This is a genomic window from Micromonospora sp. NBC_01412, from assembly GCF_045040215.1.
In the GTDB taxonomy this organism is placed as follows: domain Bacteria; phylum Actinomycetota; class Actinomycetes; order Mycobacteriales; family Micromonosporaceae; genus Micromonospora; species Micromonospora rubida.
This window is the reverse complement of the sequence record NZ_CP109528.1, coordinates 1283946-1302770: the sequence shown is the minus strand read 5'-3', so window position 1 is coordinate 1302770 and position 18825 is coordinate 1283946. Positions and strand designations below refer to the sequence as shown.

At 74.2% G+C, this 18825-nt stretch carries 15 protein-coding genes; 10 read left to right on the top strand and 5 right to left on the bottom strand.

The features are described 5' to 3' along the window. Positions 1–28 precede the first annotated feature (28 nt). The gene (gene npdG, locus OG617_RS05560) at positions 29–727 is read left to right on the top strand and encodes an NADPH-dependent F420 reductase (RefSeq protein WP_405099281.1); all 699 of its coding nucleotides are present in this window, start codon (positions 29–31) and stop codon (positions 725–727) included. Here npdG and OG617_RS05555 read toward each other — a convergent pair. The 3 genes from OG617_RS05555 to OG617_RS05545 all read right to left on the bottom strand — a co-directional run bounded on the left by OG617_RS05555 (position 714) and on the right by OG617_RS05545 (position 4114). After that, a complete protein-coding gene (locus tag OG617_RS05555; protein ID WP_405099279.1) occupies positions 714–1292 on the bottom strand; it encodes a hypothetical protein in 579 nt (192 codons plus the stop codon). The genes npdG and OG617_RS05555 overlap by 14 nt on opposite strands. 69 nt (positions 1293–1361) lie before the next feature. Continuing rightward, positions 1362–2207 (bottom strand): 3-methyl-2-oxobutanoate hydroxymethyltransferase, encoded by an 846-nt coding sequence (gene panB / locus OG617_RS05550; RefSeq protein ID WP_405099277.1) that lies wholly within the window; start codon positions 2205–2207, stop codon positions 1362–1364. A 146-nt stretch (positions 2208–2353) separates the two neighbouring features. Continuing rightward, a complete protein-coding gene (locus OG617_RS05545; RefSeq protein ID WP_405099275.1) occupies positions 2354–4114 on the bottom strand; it encodes an NAD+ synthase in 1761 nt (586 codons plus the stop codon). Between the two features lie 245 nt (positions 4115–4359). On the opposite strand from OG617_RS05545, the gene glnA reads away from it, so the two are divergent. Then, on the top strand, positions 4360–5709 hold the full coding sequence (gene glnA / locus OG617_RS05540) for a type I glutamate--ammonia ligase (protein ID WP_405099273.1): 1350 nt from the start codon (positions 4360–4362) through the stop codon (positions 5707–5709). 103 nt (positions 5710–5812) lie between these two features. Next, positions 5813–6238 (top strand): DUF350 domain-containing protein, encoded by a 426-nt coding sequence (locus OG617_RS05535; RefSeq protein ID WP_396682771.1) that lies wholly within the window; start codon positions 5813–5815, stop codon positions 6236–6238. A gap of 84 nt (positions 6239–6322) precedes the next feature. Here the strand turns inward: OG617_RS05535 and OG617_RS05530 are convergent, their stop codons facing one another. Then, complete coding sequence (locus OG617_RS05530; protein ID WP_405099270.1) at positions 6323–6844, bottom strand: hypothetical protein; 522 nt, start codon at positions 6842–6844, stop codon at positions 6323–6325. A 184-nt stretch (positions 6845–7028) separates the two neighbouring features. Here OG617_RS05530 and OG617_RS05525 point away from each other — a divergent pair, with 184 nt between their 5' ends. Beyond that, complete coding sequence (locus tag OG617_RS05525) at positions 7029–7910, top strand: virginiamycin B lyase (protein ID WP_405099268.1); 882 nt, start codon at positions 7029–7031, stop codon at positions 7908–7910. A gap of 4 nt (positions 7911–7914) precedes the next feature. Here OG617_RS05525 and OG617_RS05520 read toward each other — a convergent pair whose 3' ends face one another. After that, a complete protein-coding gene (locus tag OG617_RS05520; protein ID WP_405104120.1) occupies positions 7915–8844 on the bottom strand; it encodes an LD-carboxypeptidase in 930 nt (309 codons plus the stop codon). Positions 8845–8971: 127 nt separating this feature from the next. On the opposite strand from OG617_RS05520, the gene OG617_RS05515 reads away from it, so the two are divergent. The 6 genes from OG617_RS05515 (at position 8972) to mptB (OG617_RS05490) (ending at position 18815) form a co-directional block, all read left to right on the top strand. After that, the gene (locus tag OG617_RS05515) at positions 8972–9739 is read left to right on the top strand and encodes a type 1 glutamine amidotransferase (RefSeq protein ID WP_405099266.1); all 768 of its coding nucleotides are present in this window, start codon (positions 8972–8974) and stop codon (positions 9737–9739) included. 5 nt (positions 9740–9744) lie between these two features. Then, on the top strand, positions 9745–12837 hold the full coding sequence (locus OG617_RS05510) for a bifunctional [glutamine synthetase] adenylyltransferase/[glutamine synthetase]-adenylyl-L-tyrosine phosphorylase (protein ID WP_405099264.1): 3093 nt from the start codon (positions 9745–9747) through the stop codon (positions 12835–12837). Then, entirely contained in the window at positions 12830–14479 is a 1650-nt protein-coding gene (locus OG617_RS05505) for a hypothetical protein (RefSeq protein ID WP_405099262.1), read from the top strand. Before OG617_RS05510 ends, OG617_RS05505 begins: the two co-directional genes overlap by 8 nt. A 757-nt stretch (positions 14480–15236) precedes the next feature. Then, positions 15237–15755, top strand: a complete 519-nt coding sequence (locus OG617_RS05500; protein WP_405099260.1) for a helix-turn-helix domain-containing protein — start codon at positions 15237–15239, stop codon at positions 15753–15755. Positions 15756–15861: 106 nt separating this feature from the next. Further along, positions 15862–17283: a polyprenol phosphomannose-dependent alpha 1,6 mannosyltransferase MptB gene (mptB, locus tag OG617_RS05495; RefSeq protein ID WP_405099258.1), complete on the top strand. Its 1422-nt coding sequence runs from the start codon at positions 15862–15864 to the stop codon at positions 17281–17283. A 14-nt stretch (positions 17284–17297) separates the two neighbouring features. Continuing rightward, a complete protein-coding gene (gene mptB / locus OG617_RS05490; protein WP_405099256.1) occupies positions 17298–18815 on the top strand; it encodes a polyprenol phosphomannose-dependent alpha 1,6 mannosyltransferase MptB in 1518 nt (505 codons plus the stop codon). The last annotated feature ends 10 nt before the right edge of the window (positions 18816–18825 follow it).

Below are 18825 nucleotides of genomic sequence, written 5' to 3'. Positions count from 1 at the left end.
GCGGCCAGCCGTTTGCGAGGATGGGCGCATGGCATACAACGCGAGCAGGCAGCCCGACGTGTCTGGGCTGACCGTCGGGATCATCGGCGGCACCGGCGACCAGGGCCGGGGCCTGGCCTGTCGGTTCGCCCGGGCCGGGCAGACCGTGCTGATCGGCTCCCGGTCCGCCGAGCGGGCCGTGCAGGCCGCTGAGGAGATCGCCGTCATGCCCGGAGTGCCATCCGGCGCGACCGTCACCGGCGGCGACAACGACGAGGTGGCCCGCCGCAGCGACGTGGTGGTGATCGCGGTGCCGTGGGACGGTCACGCCGTCACCGTCGCCGCCCTCGCGCAGCCGCTCGCCGGCAAGATCGTCATCGACTGCGTGAACCCGCTCGGCTTCGACAAGCAGGGCCCGTACGCGCTGCTCGTCGCCGAGGGCAGCGCCGCCCAGCAGGCCGCCGGGCTGCTGCCCAACTCCCGGGTCTGCGCCGCGTTCAACCACGTCAGCGCGCCGCTGCTGGCCGACCCGGAGATCGACCGGATCGACCTCGACGTGCTGATCTGCACCGAGGACCGCGAGCTGGTGGACGTCGTGGGGGCGCTCGCGGCCCGCATCCCCGGCATGCGTGGCGTCTACGCCGGACGGCTGCGCAACGCCCACCAGATCGAGGCCTTCGCCGCCAACCTGATCGCCATCAACAAGCGCTACAAGTCGCACGCCGGCATCCGCGTCACCGACGTCTGAGCCGCCGGGGCGGGAGATCCCGGGCGGGCAGCTTCCCGCCGGGGCCACCGGCGGCGGGCAACGGATGGCGGAAGTAGCGGGGGTCGGGCGGGCCGAAGACGAGGCCGTTCTCGTCGAGGGCGTTGTGGACGACCAGGTCGCCCCGGGGGAAGGCGAGACCGAGCGCGACGGCACCGTTGGCCAGGTCGCGCTTGGCTCCCCGCCACTGCAGCAGCGTGACCGCGCGCAGCTCCTGGCCCCGCAGCGCGGCCAGTTCGGGCAGCGGCTCCGCGCGCCAGGCCAGCCGGGAACCGGGCCAGGCGGGCCCGTCGACCGGGGACACCGAGTTCCAGGTGACCGAGAGGTCGTCGAACTTCTGGTGGTTGACCTCGACCTGCTCGCCGGCGAAGTCCAGCAGCACCGGGCAGTCGGCGAACCAGGAGTCGTCGTCCAGGTCCCAGGCCAGCCAGGCCCCGGTCAGCGGGCGTCCGGCCAGTGCCGCGAGCCGGTCCCCGTGGGCCGCCTCGACGGCCGCCCGCCCCTGGAGCCACGCCGGCCGGTAGCCGGAGATGCCGAAGTCGAACATCCCCCGATTGTGGACGCGGTGACCGCGGGGTGGGCAGCCCACCCCGCGGTCACCGCACCCGCGTACCGGTCAGAAGGTGTGCTCGGCGGCGGGGAACTCGCCGCCGCGGACCTCGTCGGCGAACCGGCGGGTGGCGTCGGTCAGCGCGCCGGCCAGCTCGGCGTAGCGCTTCACGAAGCGCGGGGCCTTTCCGGTGCGCAGGCCGGCCATGTCCTGCCAGACCAGCACCTGCGCGTCGGTGTCCGGGCCGGCCCCGATGCCGACGGTCGGGATCGGCAGCTCCGCGGTGACCCGCCCGGCCACCTCGCCCGGCACCATCTCCAGCACCACCGCGAACGCGCCCGCCTCGGTCACCGCCCGCGCGTCGGCGAGCACGTCGTCGGCCGCGTCGCCCCGCCCCTGCACCCGGTACCCGCCGAGGGTGTGCTCGCGCTGCGGGGTGAAGCCGATGTGCGCCATCACCGGGATGCCGGCGTCGACGATCGCGGCGATCTGCGCCGCGCAGCGCCGGCCGCCCTCCAGCTTCACCGCGTGGCAGCCGCCCTCCTTCATGAACCGCACCGCGGTGCGCAGCGCCTGCGTCGGCCCCTCCTCGTACGAGCCGAACGGCAGGTCGCCGACGACCAGCGCCTGCCGGGTGGCCCGCACCACCGCGCGGACCAGCGGCAGCAGCTCATCGACGGTCACCGGCAGCGTCGTCTCGTAGCCGAAGACGTTGTTCGCCGCCGAGTCGCCGACCAGCAGCGCAGGGATGCCGGCGGCGTCGAAGATCGACGCCGTGTACTGGTCGTATGAGGTCAGCATCGACCACCGCTCGCCGCGCTCCTTGGCGGCGAGCAGATCGCGGGTGCGGACCCGCCGGGTGGCCGGGCCGCCGTACAGCGCCGTCACCTCGGTCGGGGTGGACTCCACCATGACTGTCTCCTTCCTCGAGGCCGCCTTCGCGGTCCCCGGGCTCCGCCGCGATCGTCGCACCGGGTGGGCGGCGGCGGGAGGAGTCAGTGCAGGATTTCACTCCCCGGCGGCGGGGCGGGCCGGCCGGCGGGCGTACCCCCGCCGGGTCAGCCGTCCTCGCGCCAGCGGTTGGTGATCGGCAGCCGGCGGTCCCGCCCGAACGCCTTCATCGAGATCTTCGTGCCGGGCGCCGACTGCCGGCGCTTGTACTCGGCGGTGTCCACCATCCGCAGCACATGGTCGACGACCGCCGGGTCGTGGCCGGACTCGACGAGCCCGGCCCGGCCGAGGTCGCCGTCGACGTACCCGATCAGGATTGGGTCGAGCACGTCGTAGTCGGGCAGCGTGTCGCTGTCGAGCTGGCCGGGGCTCAGCTCGGCGCTCGGCGGCTTGCCGATCGAGTTCTCCGGGATCGGCGGCGTCTCGCCCCGGCGGGCGGCGTCCGCGTTGCGCCACTTCGCCAGCCGCCAGACCAGCGTCTTCCACACGTCCTTGATCGGGTTGAACCCGCCGACCGAGTCGCCGTACAGGGTGGAGTAGCCGACCGCCAGCTCGCTCTTGTTGCCGGTGGTGAGGACGAGGTGGCCCTCCTGGTTCGACAGCGCCATCAGCAGCACCCCGCGTACCCGGGCCTGGAGGTTCTCCACCGCCAACCCGGACAGCGACAGGTTCGCCAGGAAGGTGTCCACCATCGGCTGGATCGGCTGCACCCGGTAGTCCAGCCCGGTGCGCTTGGCCAGGTCCTCCGCGTCCTCCCGGGAGTGTTCCGAGGAGTGCTGGCTGGGCATCGACACCCCGACCACCCGGTCCGGGCCGAGCGCGTCGACCGACAGGGCCGCCACCACCGCCGAGTCGATGCCGCCGGAGAGCCCCAGCACCACCGACGGGAACCGGTTCTTGTCGACGTAGTCGCGCAGGCCCAGCACCAGCGCCTGCCACACCTCGGCCTCGTCGGCGGCCGGCTCGATGATCCCGCCGACCGCCACCTCACCCGGGGCCGGCGGCAGCGGGTCGCTGACCTCGGCGCGCACGATCCGCATCCCGCCTTCCACCTCCCCGACGCCGCCGACCGGCTCCGGCGCCGCCGGCAGCTCGACGTCGTGCAGCAGCAGGTGCTCGACGAACTGCGGGGCGCGGGCCAGCAGCGTCCCGTCCGCGCCCACGATCATCGAGTCGCCCTCGAAGACCAGCTCGTCCTGTGCGCCGACCATGTTGACGTACGCCACGGTGGCGCCCGCCTCGGCGGCCCGGCGGCGCACCAGCGGCAGCCGGACGTCGTCCTTGTTCAGCTCGTACGGCGAGCCGTTGATCGTGACCACCAGGCCCACGCCGGCCTGCCGGGCCACCGCGAACGGGCCGCCGGCCTGCCACAGGTCCTCGCAGATGGTCAGCGCCACGTCCACCCCGCCGACCCGCACCACGGTCAGGGTGTCGCCGGGAACGAAGTAGCGATCCTCGTCGAACACGCCGTAGTTGGGCAGGTGGTGCTTGAAGTAAATGGCCACCACCTCGCCACGGTGCAGCACGGCGGCGGCGTTGCGGGCCCCGTGGCCCGGCTGGGCGTCGGCGCTGACCTGCGGCGGGCCGTCGGCGTCCAGGTAGCCGACCACCACCGGCAGCTCGCCGAGGCCGTCGGCGGCCAGGTCGGCGGCGAGGCGGCGCAGCGCGGCCTGGGACGCGGCGACGAAGGACCGGCGGAAGACCAGGTCCTCGACCGGGTACCCGGTCAGCGTCATCTCCGGGAACAGGACGAGCTGGGCGCCCGCATCGGCGGCCCGCCGGGTCCACCGGCGGACCAGGTCGGCATTGCCGGCGAGGTCGCCGACGCTCGGATTGACCTGGGACAGGGCGAGACGCAGGGTGGACATGCCCTCATCTTGCCCCAGCCGGACTGGCCCGACACGGCGGGCGGCGGGAGACGGCGGCCACCGGCCTGGGCGCCCTGGAACCCGGCCGGGGACCATGGGGGCAGGTCCGCCGGTCAGCCCGCCAGGTGGCGGGACACGACAGGACGCGGCCCGGAAGGGTCGCGTAACGTCTGCGTAAAGGACCCGGTGGAGACTGGGCGATCAGGCCCGGCCGGTGCTGGGCAACAGTGTCGCGAGGGGTGGAAGTGGACCGTCAGCAGGAGTTCGTCCTCCGTACGCTGGAAGAGCGGGACATCCGGTTCGTCCGGCTGTGGTTCACCGACGTGCTGGGCACCCTCAAGAGCGTCTCGGTCGCGCCCGCCGAGCTGGAGGCGGCCTTCGAGGAGGGCATCGGGTTCGACGGCTCGGCGATCGAGGGCTTCGCCCGGGTCTTCGAGTCCGACATGGTGGCCATGCCCGACCCGACCACCTTCCAGGTGTTCCCCTTCGAGGGCGGGGTGAGCGGCGAGAGCGCCCGGATGTTCTGCGACATCCTGCTCCCCGACGGCGGCCCGTCCTGGGCCGACCCCCGGCACGTGCTGCGCCGGATAATGTCCAAGGCCGCCGAGAAGGGCTTCACCTTCTACACCCACCCGGAGATCGAGTTCTTCCTGCTGGAGAACGGCCCGCAGGACGGCTCGGTGCCCGTCCCGGTCGACACCGGCGGCTACTTCGAGCACACCACCCACGCGGTGGCCCGGGACTTCCGCCGCCAGGCCGTGCTGGCCCTGGAGCGGATCGGCATCTCGGTGGAGTTCAGCCACCACGAGGTCGCCCCCGGCCAGCAGGAGATCGACCTGCGCTACGCCGACGCGCTGACCACCGCCGACAACATCATGACCTTCCGGCACGTGGTCAAGGAGGTGGCCCTCTCCACCGGGGTGCAGGCCAGCTTCATGCCGAAGCCGTTCACCGACCAGCCGGGCAGCGGCATGCACACCCACCTGTCGCTGTTCGAGGGGGAGCGCAACGCGTTCCACGACGCCGGCGACCCGATGAAGCTGTCGAAGGTGGCGAAGTCGTTCATCGCCGGGCTGCTCATGCACGCCCGGGAGTACACGGCGGTCACCAACCAGTGGGTCAACTCGTACAAGCGGCTGTTCCCGCAGGCGCTGCCCGACCGGATCACCGAGAGCCCGGCGTACGTCTGCTGGGGCCACCTGAACCGGTCCGCGCTGGTCCGCGTCCCCGCGTACGGCAAGCCGAACTCCGCCCGGGTCGAGGTCCGCTCGCTGGACTCGGCGACCAACCCCTACCTGGCCTTCGCGATGCTGCTCGGCGCCGGCCTCAAGGGCATCGAGGAGGGCTACGAGCTGCCCCCGGGCGCCGAGGACGACGTCTGGTCGCTGAGCAGCGCCGAGCGCCGCGCGATGGGGTACGAGGCGCTGCCGGAGAACCTGTCCGAGGCGATCGACGTGATGGCCGGCTCCGAGCTGGTCGCCGAGGTGCTCGGCGAGCACGTCTTCGACTTCTTCCTGCGCAACAAGCGGGCCGAGTGGGAGCAGTACCGCCGCGAGGTCACCCCCTACGAGCGGCAGCGCTACCTGTCGCTGTAGGGCCGCTGCCCGGCGCGGGCCGCCGGGGGTTGCGGCGGGCCGCTATCGTCTCGATCACCGCGCCGGCACCCCCGCCGGGCGGTAGGTGGTCGGGAGGCAGTCGGTGCTGGAGGACCTGCTCAGCGGAGCCTGGCAGAGCGTCGTGTTCGGGGTCGTCGGGGTGGGGCTGATGGCGGCCGGCTTCGGCCTGGTCGACCTGCTCACCCCGGGGAAGCTGCGCGAGCTGATCTGGGTGCGGCGCAACGCCAACGCCGGGCTGCTGCTCGCCGCGAACCAGCTCGGCATCGCCGGGATCGTGTTCACCGCGATCCTCACCAGCTACAGCGACTTCGCCAAGGGGCTGGCCTCCACGGTGATCTTCGGGCTGATCGGCCTGGCGGTCATGGCGCTGGCCTTCTTCGTGCTGGACCTGCTGACCCCGGGCCGGCTCGGCGAGGTCATCTGCTCCGACGAGCCGCACCCGGCGGCCTGGATCAGCGCCGCCACCCACTTCGGGGCCGCGCTGATCGTCTGCGCCTGCATCGCCTGACCCCGGTCCCGCCCTCGCCCCGCCTGACCCTGCCGGCGCACCGGTGCGCGGCCCCACCCCGACAGGGGCGGGGCCGCGCGGGCGTCACTTGCCCTCGGACTCGCCGTCGGCTTGGTCGCCCTTGTCCTGGCTGCCCTTGTCCTGGCCGCCCTTGCCCGGGCCGCCGTGGCCGTGGCCCCGGTCGCCCCCGCCGGGGAACACGCCCGCCTCGGCGGCCTTGGTGATGGCGTCGGCCTGCTCCTGGGTGAGCTTGCCGTCCTTGACGGCCTGGTCCAGCCGCTCCTTCATCGCGGCCTGCCGGTCGGCGGCGTCGGGACGCTCGCCCCGCTCCGGCCGGTCGGCCTTGTTCTGCTCGCGCACCTTGTCCAGGGCCGCGGTCACCTTGTCGGTGGAGACCCCCAGCTCCTTGGCGAGCGCCTCGGCGAACTCGGACTGCCGGTCGGCCTGCTGCTGCTGCCGGTCGGTGCCCTCGCTGCTGCTCGCGCTCGCGCTCGGGGTCGAGCTTTCTTCGGCGAACGCGACGGCCGGCGCCGCGATCCCCACGGTGAGTACGCCTGCCGCCGCGAGGCCGGCCAGCAACTGCTTCTTGGAAATCGTGCGGGACATTCGCTCTCCATTTCGTTTGCTCGGGTGCGATGACATCACCGACAGTGACCGGGTTGGCTGGGTAAGGGCCATGGCGACCCTGTCAGCGAGCTGAAAATCAGGTTTCGAATCGGGGACAAACCGGTTGCCAAGGGACGGCCCGGCATACAGGGTGGGCTCGAGTCGAGCAGAGAGGCGGGCGTCCGTGACCACCCCCACCATCCGAGAGACCGTCCTGCCGGACCCGCACTGCGGGCCGTACGGGATCACCGCCGGGCCGGACGGCGCGCTGTGGCTGACCCTGGTCCGCGCCGGCGGGATCGCCCGGGTGGCCGCCGACGGCGCGGTGCGGACCCACCCCGGCGACCCGGCGAGCCGCCCGCTGGTCATCGCGGCCGGCCCGGACGACGCGCTCTGGTTCACCCGCTCCGGCGACGACCGGATCGGCCGGATCACCACCGGCGGGGCGGCGACGTCGGTCGCGCTGCCGGTCGGCACCGCACCGTGCGGCATCGCCGCCGGCCCCGACGGGGCCCTCTGGTACGCGGGGATGAGCAACGACACCGTGGGACGGGTCGGCACGGACGGGACGGTCACCGCGTACCCGCTGCCAGTCAGCGGCGGGTTCCCGTCGATGATCACGGCGGGGCCGGACGACGCCCTGTGGTTCACCCTCAACCAGGCGAACGCCGTCGGCCGGATCGCGCTGGACGGCGCGGTACGCCTGCACCCGCTGCCCACCGACGCCGCCGGGCCGGTCGGCATCACGCTGGGCGCCGACGGGGCCCTCTGGTTCGTCGAGATCGCCGCCGGTCAGCTCGGCCGGGTCACCCCGGACGGCCGGGTCGAGGAGTACCCGCTGCCGGACCGGGCCGCCCGGCCGCACGCGATCGTCGCGGACCCGGCCGGCGGCTGCTGGTTCACCGAGTGGGCGGCCAACCGCATCGGCCATGTCACCCCCGACGGCCACATCGACGCGTACGACCTGCCCACCCCGGACTCGGAGCCCCACGGTCTCGCGGTCCTGCCCGACGGCACGGTCCACGCCGCGTTGGAGCGGGGGGCGGTGGCCCACCTCACGCCCTGAGGGGTCAGCGGACGGCGGGCTCGACCGTGAGGGTGCCGGCGTCGGCGTCGAGCGTGGCCGGGACGCCGACGCCGACCGTGAGCTGGCCTTGGCCGTGGCCGATCGGGAGGCCGCCGAGGACCGGGACGCCGAGGTCACCGAGGCGGTCGGTCAGCACGTCGGCGACCGTGGTGTCCCACCCGTCCGCGCAGTCGGTGAACTGCCCGACGGCCACCCCGGCCAGGCCGTCCAGGGCACCGGCCCGGCGCAGCTGGGTGAACATCCGGTCCACCTTGTACGGGGGCTCCCCGACGTCCTCGACCAGCAGCACCGCCCCGGTCAGGTCGGGCATGTCCGGGGTGCCCAGCGACGCGACGAGCAGGCAGAGGTTGCCGCCGAGCAGCGTCCCGGTGGCACGGCCGGGAACCCGGACGGCGAACGTCTCCGCACCGGGGGCGGCGGCGACGGTGACCGGCTCGGTGGTCATCAGCGCGGCGTGCAGCGACTCGGCGGAGCGCAGCGGGGTGCGCTCGTCCAGCCAGGCCGCCCCGGGGCCGTGCACGCCGGCCAGCCGGGCGCCGCGCCAGAGGGCGAACTGCAACGCGGTGATGTCGGAGAAGCCCGCCACCACCTTCGGGTCCCGGCGCACCGCCGCCATGTCGATCGCGTCGACCACCCGCTGCGCGCCGTAGCCGCCCCGGGTGCAGATCACCCCCCGCACCGACGGGTCGGCGAACGCTGTGTTCAGGTCGGCGGCGCGCAGCTCGTCCGGCCCGGCCAGGTACCCCTGCCGGGCGTACGCGTGCGGCGCGAGCACCGGGCGCAGGCCCCACCCGGTGAGCAGTTCGACGCCCCGGGCCACCCGCTCCGGACGGGTCGGCCCCGACGGGGAGACCAGCATCACCGCGTCCCCCGGACGCAGGACCGGTGGGCGCAGGACGGCGTCGTCGGCGATCACAGCCGCAGAGCCTAGCGGCCGGCCGGGACCCTGGGCCGACCCGCCGCCCGGCCGGTGCCGTTTCGGGGAGCACCAAGCCGAGGCGTTCCCGGCCGCGGTCGGCGTACCCGATAGCCTCGACGGCGTGGCAACCGCGCTGGTGATCGAGAACGACCCGACCGATGACGTCCGCCGCCTGGGGGAATGGCTGGTGGAGGGAGGCCTGGAGTTGCGGGTGCTGCGCCCGCACGCCGGGGACGAGCTGCCCGCCGACCTCGACGGGTACGTGGCCCTGGTGGTGCTCGGCGGCGAGCAGCAGCCGTACCCGCTGCCCGACGGGAGCCCCGGGGCGCCCTGGTTCCCGAAGCTGGAGGGGCTGCTGCGCAAGGCGGTCCGGCACCGGGTGCCCACCCTCGGCATCTGCCTCGGAGCGCAACTGCTGGCCACGTCGCACGCCGGCCTGGTCGAGCGGAGCACGTCCGGGCCAGAGGTCGGCCCCGCCGTGGTCGGCAAGCGGGACGCCGCCGACTCCGACCCGCTGTTCCGGTACGTGCCGCTGATCCCCGACGTGTTCCAGTGGCACGCCGACGAGATCACCGAGCTGCCGCACGGGGCGACCCTGCTGGCCGCCTCCACCCGCTACCCGCACCAGGCGTTCCGCCTCGGCGACCGGGCCTGGGGGTTGCAGTTCCACATCGAGTGCGACACCGCGATGATCGTTGACTGGGCCACCGACTCGCGCCTGATCGCCGAGCTGGGCTACGACCCCGAGCTGGTGGTCGACGCCTGCGCCCGGCTGATGGCCGACGTCGAGGAGGTGTGGCAGCCGTTCGCGATCCGGTTCGCCGCCCTCGCCCTCGGCGAGCTGGGCGACGACAGCTTCCGGCGCGATCTTCCGCTGCTCGGGCACTGAGCGTGATGAGCAGACCGGCCCGGGGCCGGCTGGCCCGCTACGGCTTCGGCGCCGCCGACGGCGACAACGGTTCCCGGGCCGCCGACCTGCTCGGCCCGGCCGGGCTCGGCCTGTGGCGGCCGGAGGAACAGGAGCCGGTCGACGAGCGGGCCGCCGAACTGCTGGCCGCGCTGTCCCGGGCCGCCGACCCGGACCTGGCCCTGCGCCAGCTGCACCGCCTCGCCGAGGCCGAGCGCCGCGCGGCCGGCAGCACCGGCGGTGGGTCGACGGGTGCGCGCCGCGCCACGGGGGCCACCGGCGACGCCGGCAAGCCCGCCGACTCGGCGCTGCTGGACGCCCTGCACGTCGACCCGGGGCTCCGCCGTCGGCTCATCGCCGTGCTCGGCGCGTCGTCGGCGCTCGGCGACCACCTGGTGGCCAACCCCGACCAGTGGCCGGTGCTCGCCACCGATCCGGACGGGCTCGCCCCCGCCGCCGAGGGCCGGCTGGACCTGGCGGCGGCGGCCCGGGTCACCGCGTCCACCCAGCCGATCGCGGTGCTGCGCCAGGCGTACCGGCTGGCCCTGCTGCGGATCGCGGCGGCCGACCTGACCGGCGGGCGCGCCCTGGAACAGACCATGGCCGCGCTCTCCGGGCTGGCCGACGCCACCCTCGGCGCGGCCTACGACATCGCGGTGGGCGAACTGCCCGAGGGCACGCCACGGCCCCGGCTGGGCGTGGTGGCGATGGGCAAGTGCGGCGGCGGCGAGCTGAACTACGTCTCCGATGTCGACGTGATCTTCGTCTGCGCCGAGGACGACGAGCTGCCGGCGGCCACCACGGTCGCCACCCGGCTGATCCACATCTGTGGGCTGGTCGCCTGGCCGGTCGACGCCGCGCTGCGCCCCGAGGGCAGCCGGGGCCCGCTGGTCCGCACCCTGGCCAGCCATCTGGCGTACTACCGGCGCTGGGCGCGCACCTGGGAGTTCCAGGCGCTGCTGAAGGCCCGCCCGGCGGCCGGCGACCTGGCGCTGTCCCAGGAGTGGATCGACCAGCTCGCCCCGCTGGTCTGGCGGGCCGCCGAGCGGCCGGAGGCCGTCGAGGACGTCCGCTCGATGCGTCGCAGGATCATCGACAACATCCCGCCGAAGGAGCTGGACCGCGAGATCAAGCGCGGGCCGGGCGGGCTGCGCGACATCGAGTTCGCCGTCCAGCTGCTGCAACTGGTGCACGGCCGGGGCGACGAGGCGCTGCGGGCACCCGGCACCATCCCCGCCCTGCGCGCGCTGGTGGCCGGCGGCTACGTCGGCCGGGCCGACGGCGAGGCGCTGCTGCGCGGGTACCGCTTCCTGCGCGGCGTCGAGCACTGCCTCCAGCTCCAGGGACTGCGCCGCACCCACACCGTGCCGGCCGACCCGGCCGGGCTGCGCTGGCTCGCCGCCGCGCTCGGCTACGCGGCCACCCCGGGCCGCAGCGCCGTCGAGGAGTTCCGCGCCGAGTGGGTCACCCACGCCACCGAGGTACGCCGGCTGCACGCCAAGCTGCTGTACCGGCCGCTGCTGGAGTCGGTGGCCCGGGTCCCCGCCGACGGGCTGCGGCTCACCCCGGAGGCGGCCCGGCACCGGCTGGAGATCCTCGGCTTCGCCGACCCGGCCGGGGCGCTGCGCCACCTCCAGGCCCTCACCGGCGGGGTGAGCCGTACCGCCGCAATCCAGCGCACCCTGCTGCCGGTGCTGCTCAGCGAGTTCGCCGACGCGCCCGAGCCGGACCGGGGGCTGCTCAACTACCGCAAGGTGTCCGACAAGCTGGGCGGCACCCCCTGGTACCTGCGGCTGCTGCGGGACTCCGGCCCGGTGGCCCGCCGGCTGGCCCGGGTGCTCTCCTCCTCCCGGTACGCGGCCGACCTGCTGGCCCGGGAGCCGGAGGCGCTGCGGCTGCTGGCCGAGGAGAACGAGCTGACCCCGCGCCCCCGCGACGTGCTCTGCGAGGGCTTCGCCGCGGCGGCGGCCCGGCACGCCGACCCGGTCGAGGCGACCCGGGCGGTCCGCGCGCTGCGCCGCCGGGAACTGGTCCGGATCGCCTGCGCCGACGTGCTCAGCCGCGCCGGGTCGCTCGCCCCCACCCCGACCCGCCCCGATTCGACCGGGCGGGCCTCGCTCGGCCTCGCCGACATCACCGCCGTCGGCGCCGCGCTGGCCGGTGTCACCGACGCCACCCTCGCCGCCGCGCTGCGCGCCGCCCGGGCCGCCCGGCCGGCCCCGCCCGGGCTGCGGTTCGCGGTGATCGGAGTGGGCCGGCTCGGCGGGTACGAGTCGAACTACCTCTCCGACGCCGACGTGCTGTTCGTCTACGACCACCCGTCCGGGGCGGAGGAGGGCACGGCCAGCGCCGCCGCCCACGCCATCGCCGAGGAGCTGCGCCGGCTGCTCTCCGCCCCGGCCCCCGACCCGCCGCTCGGGGTGGACGCCGACCTGCGCCCGGAGGGCCGGCAGGGCCCGCTGGTACGCAGCCTCGCCGCGTACGCCCAGTACTACGCCCGCTGGTCGGAGGTGTGGGAGGCGCAGGCGCTGCTGCGCGCCCGGTTCGTCTGCGGCGACGTCGACCTGGGCGTCGAGTTCGAGACGATGGCCGACCCGGTGCGCTACCCGGCCGACGGGCTGACCCGGGAACAGATCGTCGAGATCCGCCGGATCAAGGCCCGGGTGGAGACCGAGCGACTGCCCCGGGGCGCCGACCCGGCCACCCACACCAAGCTGGGCCGGGGCGGCCTCGCCGACGTCGAGTGGGCGGTGCAGCTCCTCCAGCTCCGGCACGCCGGCCGGCTCCCGGCGCTGCGCGGCACGCGTACCCTCGACGCGCTCGCGGCGGCGGCCGACGCCGGCCTGGTCGACCCGGCGGACGCCGTCGAGATGGCGGCCGGCTGGACGCTGGCCGCGCAGGTCCGCAACGCGCTGATGCTGGTCCGCGGCCGGGCCGGCGACCAGTTGCCCCGGCACGGCGTGGAGTTGGCCGGGGTGGTCCGGCTGCTCGGCCGCGACGACCCGGGCGAGTTCCTCGACGAGTACCTGCGCACCGGCCGCCGCTCCCGCACGGCGATGGAACGGGTCTTCGGTGGCTGAGGCGTCAACCCGCCAGGCGCGGTCCGCCCCCGCCCCACGCGCCAACCACCGGATGCCCCTCGGCTGGTTGCCGGCCCCGGTGGTGGCGCTGCTGCTCTCCGTGGCTTTCCTGCTCGCCCCGCCAATGGGCACCGACCTGGCCGCGCAGAGCTCCCGGGCCGGGTTCGTCGCCCGCTACGGCGGTGTGCCCATCGACCTCGGCTGGTACGGCGGCGTGAACCAGTACGGCTACAGCCTCTTCACTGCCCGGCTGGGCGCGTGGGTCGGAGTGCGGCCCCTGGGAGCCCTCGCCGCAGTGCTGGGCGCCGCAGCCCTGGGATGGCTCCTCGTCCGGCACGGGGCCCGACGGCCGGTGCTCGCCGGGGTGCTCGGCGCGGTGGTGCTGGTCGGCAACCTGGCCAGCGGCCGGATCACCTTCGCCGTCGGACTCGCATTCGGGCTGCTCGCCCTCTGCGCGGTCGGCGTCGGGCGGCCAAACCGGACGGTACGGCTGACCCTGGCCGCCGTGCTCGCTGCGACCGCCACCTGGGCCAGTCCGGTCGCTGGTCTCTTCACCGGCCTGGCCGGTGCCGCGCTGCTGCTGGCCGCCCTGCGCCGCGGCGACGGACCGGGGCGGCCCCTGGCCGGCGGCTGGCGGGTGGACCGCCCGCTGGCCGAGAGCGTGGTCCTCTGCCTCACGCCGGCGCTCGCGCTTGCTCCGATGGCCGTGCTGTTCGGCAACGGTGGCACCCAGCCGTATTCGGCCGAGTCGATGCGAATCAACGTGGCGCTGGCCGTGCTGGTGTTCGTCGTCGTGCCCCGGCGGTGCCGGACACTACGGATCGGTTCGGTGCTCGCCGTGTTGTTGTTGGTCGCCGCCTTCTACCTGCCTACTCCGATCGGTTCCAACGCACTGCGACTGCCGATGCTCTTCGCGGTGCCGGTGCTTGCCGGGTACGCCACGCTGCCACGCCCGTGGCTGGCCGGGCTGCTCGCCGCCACCGTCTGGTGGCAGAACCCGGTGATGGTCGGCGATGTGACCCGCGCGGGATCGGCGGAGAGCACCGCTGCCTTCCACCGCCCGCTCGCCGACGAACTAGCCCGGCGGCAGCCGGTGGGCCGGGTCGAGGTGGTGCCGCTGCGCGACCACTGGGAGTCGGCGTACCTGCCACCGACGGTTCCCCTGGCGCGGGGTTGGGAACGGCAGACGGACACCAACCGCAACGCCGTCTTCTACGGAGACGGGCTGACTGCCCAGTCCTACGCGGACTGGCTCCGCCGCGACGCGGTCCAGTATGTCGCGGTCGCGCCTGACGCCGTGCCCGACCGATGGGGGCGTGCCGAGGCAGGCCTGATCCTTGCCGGCCAGCCCTATCTGCGTGAGGTGTGGGGGAACACGGACTGGCGGCTGTACGCCGTGGTCGATCCGACGCCGCTGGTGGGTGCCCCGGGCCGACTGGTGGCCTCTGACCAGGCGCGGGTGCGGTTCATCACAGACCAGGTTGGGCGCGTGCAGGTCCGCGTTTGGTGGTCGCGCTGGCTGTCCCTTGAAGGGGCCGACGGGTGCCTGAGGCCAGGGTCGGACGGGTGGGCCGAGGTGGCGGTCCGTACCCCGGGCGAATTTTCGATCTCCAGCGACCTCGCACCGGCGAACCACTGCTGAGCGCCGAGCCTGCTCGTGGGATGAACACTGGCCCCTGCCAGGGCAAGGGAAGCGCGCCCGCCGACGAACGGCCCCGTTCGTCGGCGGGCGCGTACCTGCCGGCAAGTCGCCGGCCAGGTGGGTTTGCTAGGCGGTTGCCCACTGGGTGCATTCGCTGTCGGTGTTGTTCGGGCCCGCGCACACCCGGTACGAGGTGATGGTGCCACCCCCCAGGGGGGACTCGGAGCCACAGTTCGGACCGTTGCCGTCCGCGTCACCGACGTGGTCAGTGACCCCGTTGGTCGTCTTGTACCACGTCCGTACCCCCCAGCCTTCGTTATTCGAATCGCATACGGAAACGGTGGTGTGGCTGGCGGTGACACAACCCGTGCCTCGATTGGGCAACGTCATGCAAGTTCCGTGTGCCTGCGCGGGGCTGGGCGCGGCGAGAACGAATGGGGTCGCGAGCAGCGCGGCTCCCAGCGCGATTCGACGGTTTCTCGACATGTCAAACTCCATTCTGAGTCGCCAGTGCCTGCTGTCAGCGCGTTTCAGGAATGAATTGCAAAATGCAGTGTCCAGCAAAGTCTTGTCGGGGATTTGTGGTGCGCTGACTCGCCATAGTCTGGCGTGGCATCCATCGTTCCGCTAGTCTTGCGAGACGATCAGGGACATTGAGGGATGTCTTGCTTCTGCTAATGTTCTGGCTGTGAATCGGGGGACTGGAATGTTGTGGAGGAAGTTGCCTGTCGGTCTTCCTGAAGCGGCTGGACGCCTGGTGATTGAGCTGCGATTTCTCAAAGACCATTCCGAATTGAGCCTGACCCGACTGGGTCAACGGACCAGTTTTAGCAGGTCATCGTGGGAGCGGTGGCTCAACGGTAAACATTTACCGCCGCGGCAGGCGGTGGAGCGCATGAGTGCCGCGTGTGGCGGGGATGGCGTCAGGTTGGCCGCGCTGTGGGAGGAAGCGGCCAGGGCGCATGCGGCCAGACTCGATGTACGCGGCTTCGGCGCTGCTGCCTCCGAGGATAGTGAGCCCTGGTCGCGGTCCGACACCTTGCCGGGGACGCCTGACGCTTGCCGATTGGCAACCCGTGTCCGCTGCCTGGTAGACCGGTCGGGACTGGACGTGGTGCGGCTGGAGGAAATTACCGACCTCAGTCGTGCCACCTGGGAGCGTTGGCTGAACGGGCAGCAGCCGTTGCCGAAACACGCCGTTCTCTACCTGGTAGCGGCCTGTGCCCAGGAAACCCCGGGCCTCCTGGCGCTGTGGGAGGAGGTCACTACGGCGTAGTAGGGGGTCGTGGACGTGGCGTGGCAGGAGTACCGAGTTCGGGCCAGGCTCGGGACGCCTCCCCGGTTGGGTGCCCGCCATTGCTCCCCGCCGGCCGGCTGGCAGCATGATGGGCGTGCCTCACCACCTCGCGCGCTGGACCGGCCTGGCCGGTTCCCTGCTGCTCGCCCTGGCCGCATTCCTCGGCGGCGCGTTCCCGGACGGTGACCTGCGCCCCACCCCCGTCAGCATCTGGCAGGGGCCGAACGGGCCACTGATTATCGCGGCCTGGCTGCTCGGCGCCGCCCTGATGGCCTGGGCGTGGTGGTCGCTGCGGGACGGGGTGCCGTCCGCGCGTTGGGCCCTGGTCACCGCCGGCCTCTGGCTGCTGCCGCTGCTGGTCGCGCCGCCGATGGCCAGCCGGGACGTGTACGCGTACGCCTGCCAGGGCGCCAGCTTCGCCAACGGGATCAGCCCCTACGAACAGGGGGTGTCCGCGCTGCCCTGTCCGTGGCTGGACTCCATCTCGTACATCTGGCGGGACACCCCGGCCCCGTACGGGCCGCTGTTCGTGGTGCTCGCCGGGGCGGTGGTGAAGGCGACCGGTTCGCTGACCGCGAGCATCGTGGCGTTCCGGCTGTTCGCGGTGGCCGGGCTGGCGCTGACCGCGTGGTGCCTGCCGGTCCTGGCCCGCCGCTGCGGCGTGCCGGTCGGCCGCGCGCTGTGGCTGGCGCTGGCCAGCCCGCTGGTCGGGGTGCACCTGGTCGCCGGCGCGCACAACGACGCGCTGATGGTCGGCCTGTTGGTTGCCGGCCTGGCCGTGGTGGCCGCCCGGCCGGGCCGGCCCGGCCCGCTGCTGGCCGGCGGCGTGCTACTCGGGCTGGCCGTGTCGATCAAAGTCACGGCGGTGGTGGTGGTGCCGTTCGCCGCCCTGGCCGCCATGACCGGGCCGTACCGGAGCCGGACGCTGGTCCGCGACGGCGGGTGGGTCGTCGTCGGCACGGTCGCCACCGTGGTCGGGGTGACCCTCGCAGCCGGTCTCGACTTCGGCTGGATCGGCGGGCTGTCCAAGGGCGGCGACGCGATCGCCTGGACCTCGCCGCCCACCGCCGTCGGGCAGACCGCCGGGTACGTCGCGCTGCTCTTCGGCGCGCACGTCGACGCGCTACCGGTGGTCCGGGCGCTCGGCGTGGTGGTGCTGGCCGGGCTGCTGCTCTGGCTGTGGTGGCGGGCCCGCACCCGGGACCCGCTGTGGCACGCCGGACTGGCGCTGGCCGCCACGGTGGCGATGTCGCCGGTGGTGCACCCCTGGTACTGGGTCTGGCCGCTGACCGTGCTCGCCGCGACCGCGCAGCGCATCCCCTGGTTCACCGTCGTTGCGCTGGTCAGCGCGTTTCTCATCCTGCCGGACGGTACCGGGCTGGCCCGGTACACGAAGCTGCCCGGTGCGCCGCTGATGACGCTGTTGCTGATCTGGGTGGTCGTCCGGTTGGTACGGTCGGCCAGGGCCGAGCGTGCGCCGACCCCAGCCGCCGCAGGAGCCGACTGAACAGGGGTGCGCCGGTGACCGTCCCCGGCGACCCGCCCGCACCCTCCCGCCGGCGGGCCGCGCTCGCCCGCTGGGCCGGGCTGCTCGGCGCGGTGCTGCTCACCGTCGCCGGCTGGCTCGGCGGGGCGCTGCCCGAGCTCACCGGCGGCAGCCCGATCGACACCTGGCAGGGCCCGCGCGGGCCGGCGGTGCTGGGCTGCTGGCTGGCCGGCACGGGGCTGACGGTCGGGGCGTGGTGGGCGCTGCGCCGGGGCGCCCCGTCGACCGGGTGGGCGTACCGCACCGCCGGGCTCTGGCTGCTGCCGCTGCTGGCCGCGCCGCCGCTGGGCAGCCGGGACGTCTACTCGTACGCCTGCCAGGGCTGGTCGTACGCGCACGGGCGCGACCCGTACGAGGTGGGGGTGGCGGCGGCCGGCTGCCCGTGGCTGGACTCGGTCGCCCCGATCTGGCGGGACACCCCCGCGCCGTACGGGCCGCTGTTCGTGCTGCTGGCCGCCCTCGCGGTGGCCCTCGGCGGCGGGCTGGTCGGCGCGCTCGCGGTGCTGCGGCTGTACGCCGTGGCCGGGGTGCTGCTGACCGCGCTCTGCCTGCCGGGGCTGGCCCGGGCGGCCGGTGCGCCGACCCGGCGGGCTGCCTGGCTGGCGCTGGCCGCGCCGCTGGTCGGGGTGCACCTGGTGGCCGGCGCGCACAACGACGCCGTGGCGCTCGGCCTGCTGCTGCTGGCCCTGCTGGTGCTGGTCCGCCGGCCCGGAAAGCCCCGCGCGTTGCTGCTGGCCGGGGCGCTGCTCGGGCTGGCGGTGCTGGTGAAGGCGACCGCCGTGGTGGTGCTGCCGTTCGCGGCGCTGGCCGCCGTGCTCGGCCCGTACACCTGGCGGGCGCTGCTGCGCGACGGCGGCTGGCTGGCCGGCGGCGCGCTGGCGGCGGCGCTGGCGACCTCGCTGGCCTCCGGGCTGGGCCTGGGCTGGGTCGGCGGGCTGGCCCGCAGCGGCGACTCCGCCCAGTGGACCTCGCCGCCGACCGCCGTCGGCTTCGTCGTCAACTACGTGGGAAGGCTGGTCGGGCGGCGGCCGGACGCCGTGCCGGCGGCCCGGGCCGCCGGCCTGCTGCTGCTCATGGTGCTGCTGGTGGCCCTGTGGTGGTGGGCCTGGCGGTCGCTGCGCCGGCTCAACGACGTCCGGCAGCGGGCCCGCGCCCTGGCGGCGGCCCGGCCCCGGGTGGCCCTGCTCGGGGCGGGCCTGGCGCTGGCCGCCACGGTCGCTCTCTCCCCGGTCTTCCACCCCTGGTACGCCCTCTGGCCCCTGACGCTGCTGGCCGTCTCGGTGATCCGGGCCGCCCGGACCACCTGGTTCGTGCTGCCGTGCGCCGTCGCCGCCGTACTGACGCTGCCGGACGGCACCAACCTGGCCCGGTTCACCAAGGCCCCCGGCGCGATCGCGATGACGGCGCTGGTGCTGGCGCTGGCGGTGTGGGCGTTCGTCGCCGCCCGCGCCGCCCCTGCCGCCCTCGGCGATGAGCGGGCGGTCGGGCGATGAGGCGGCCGGG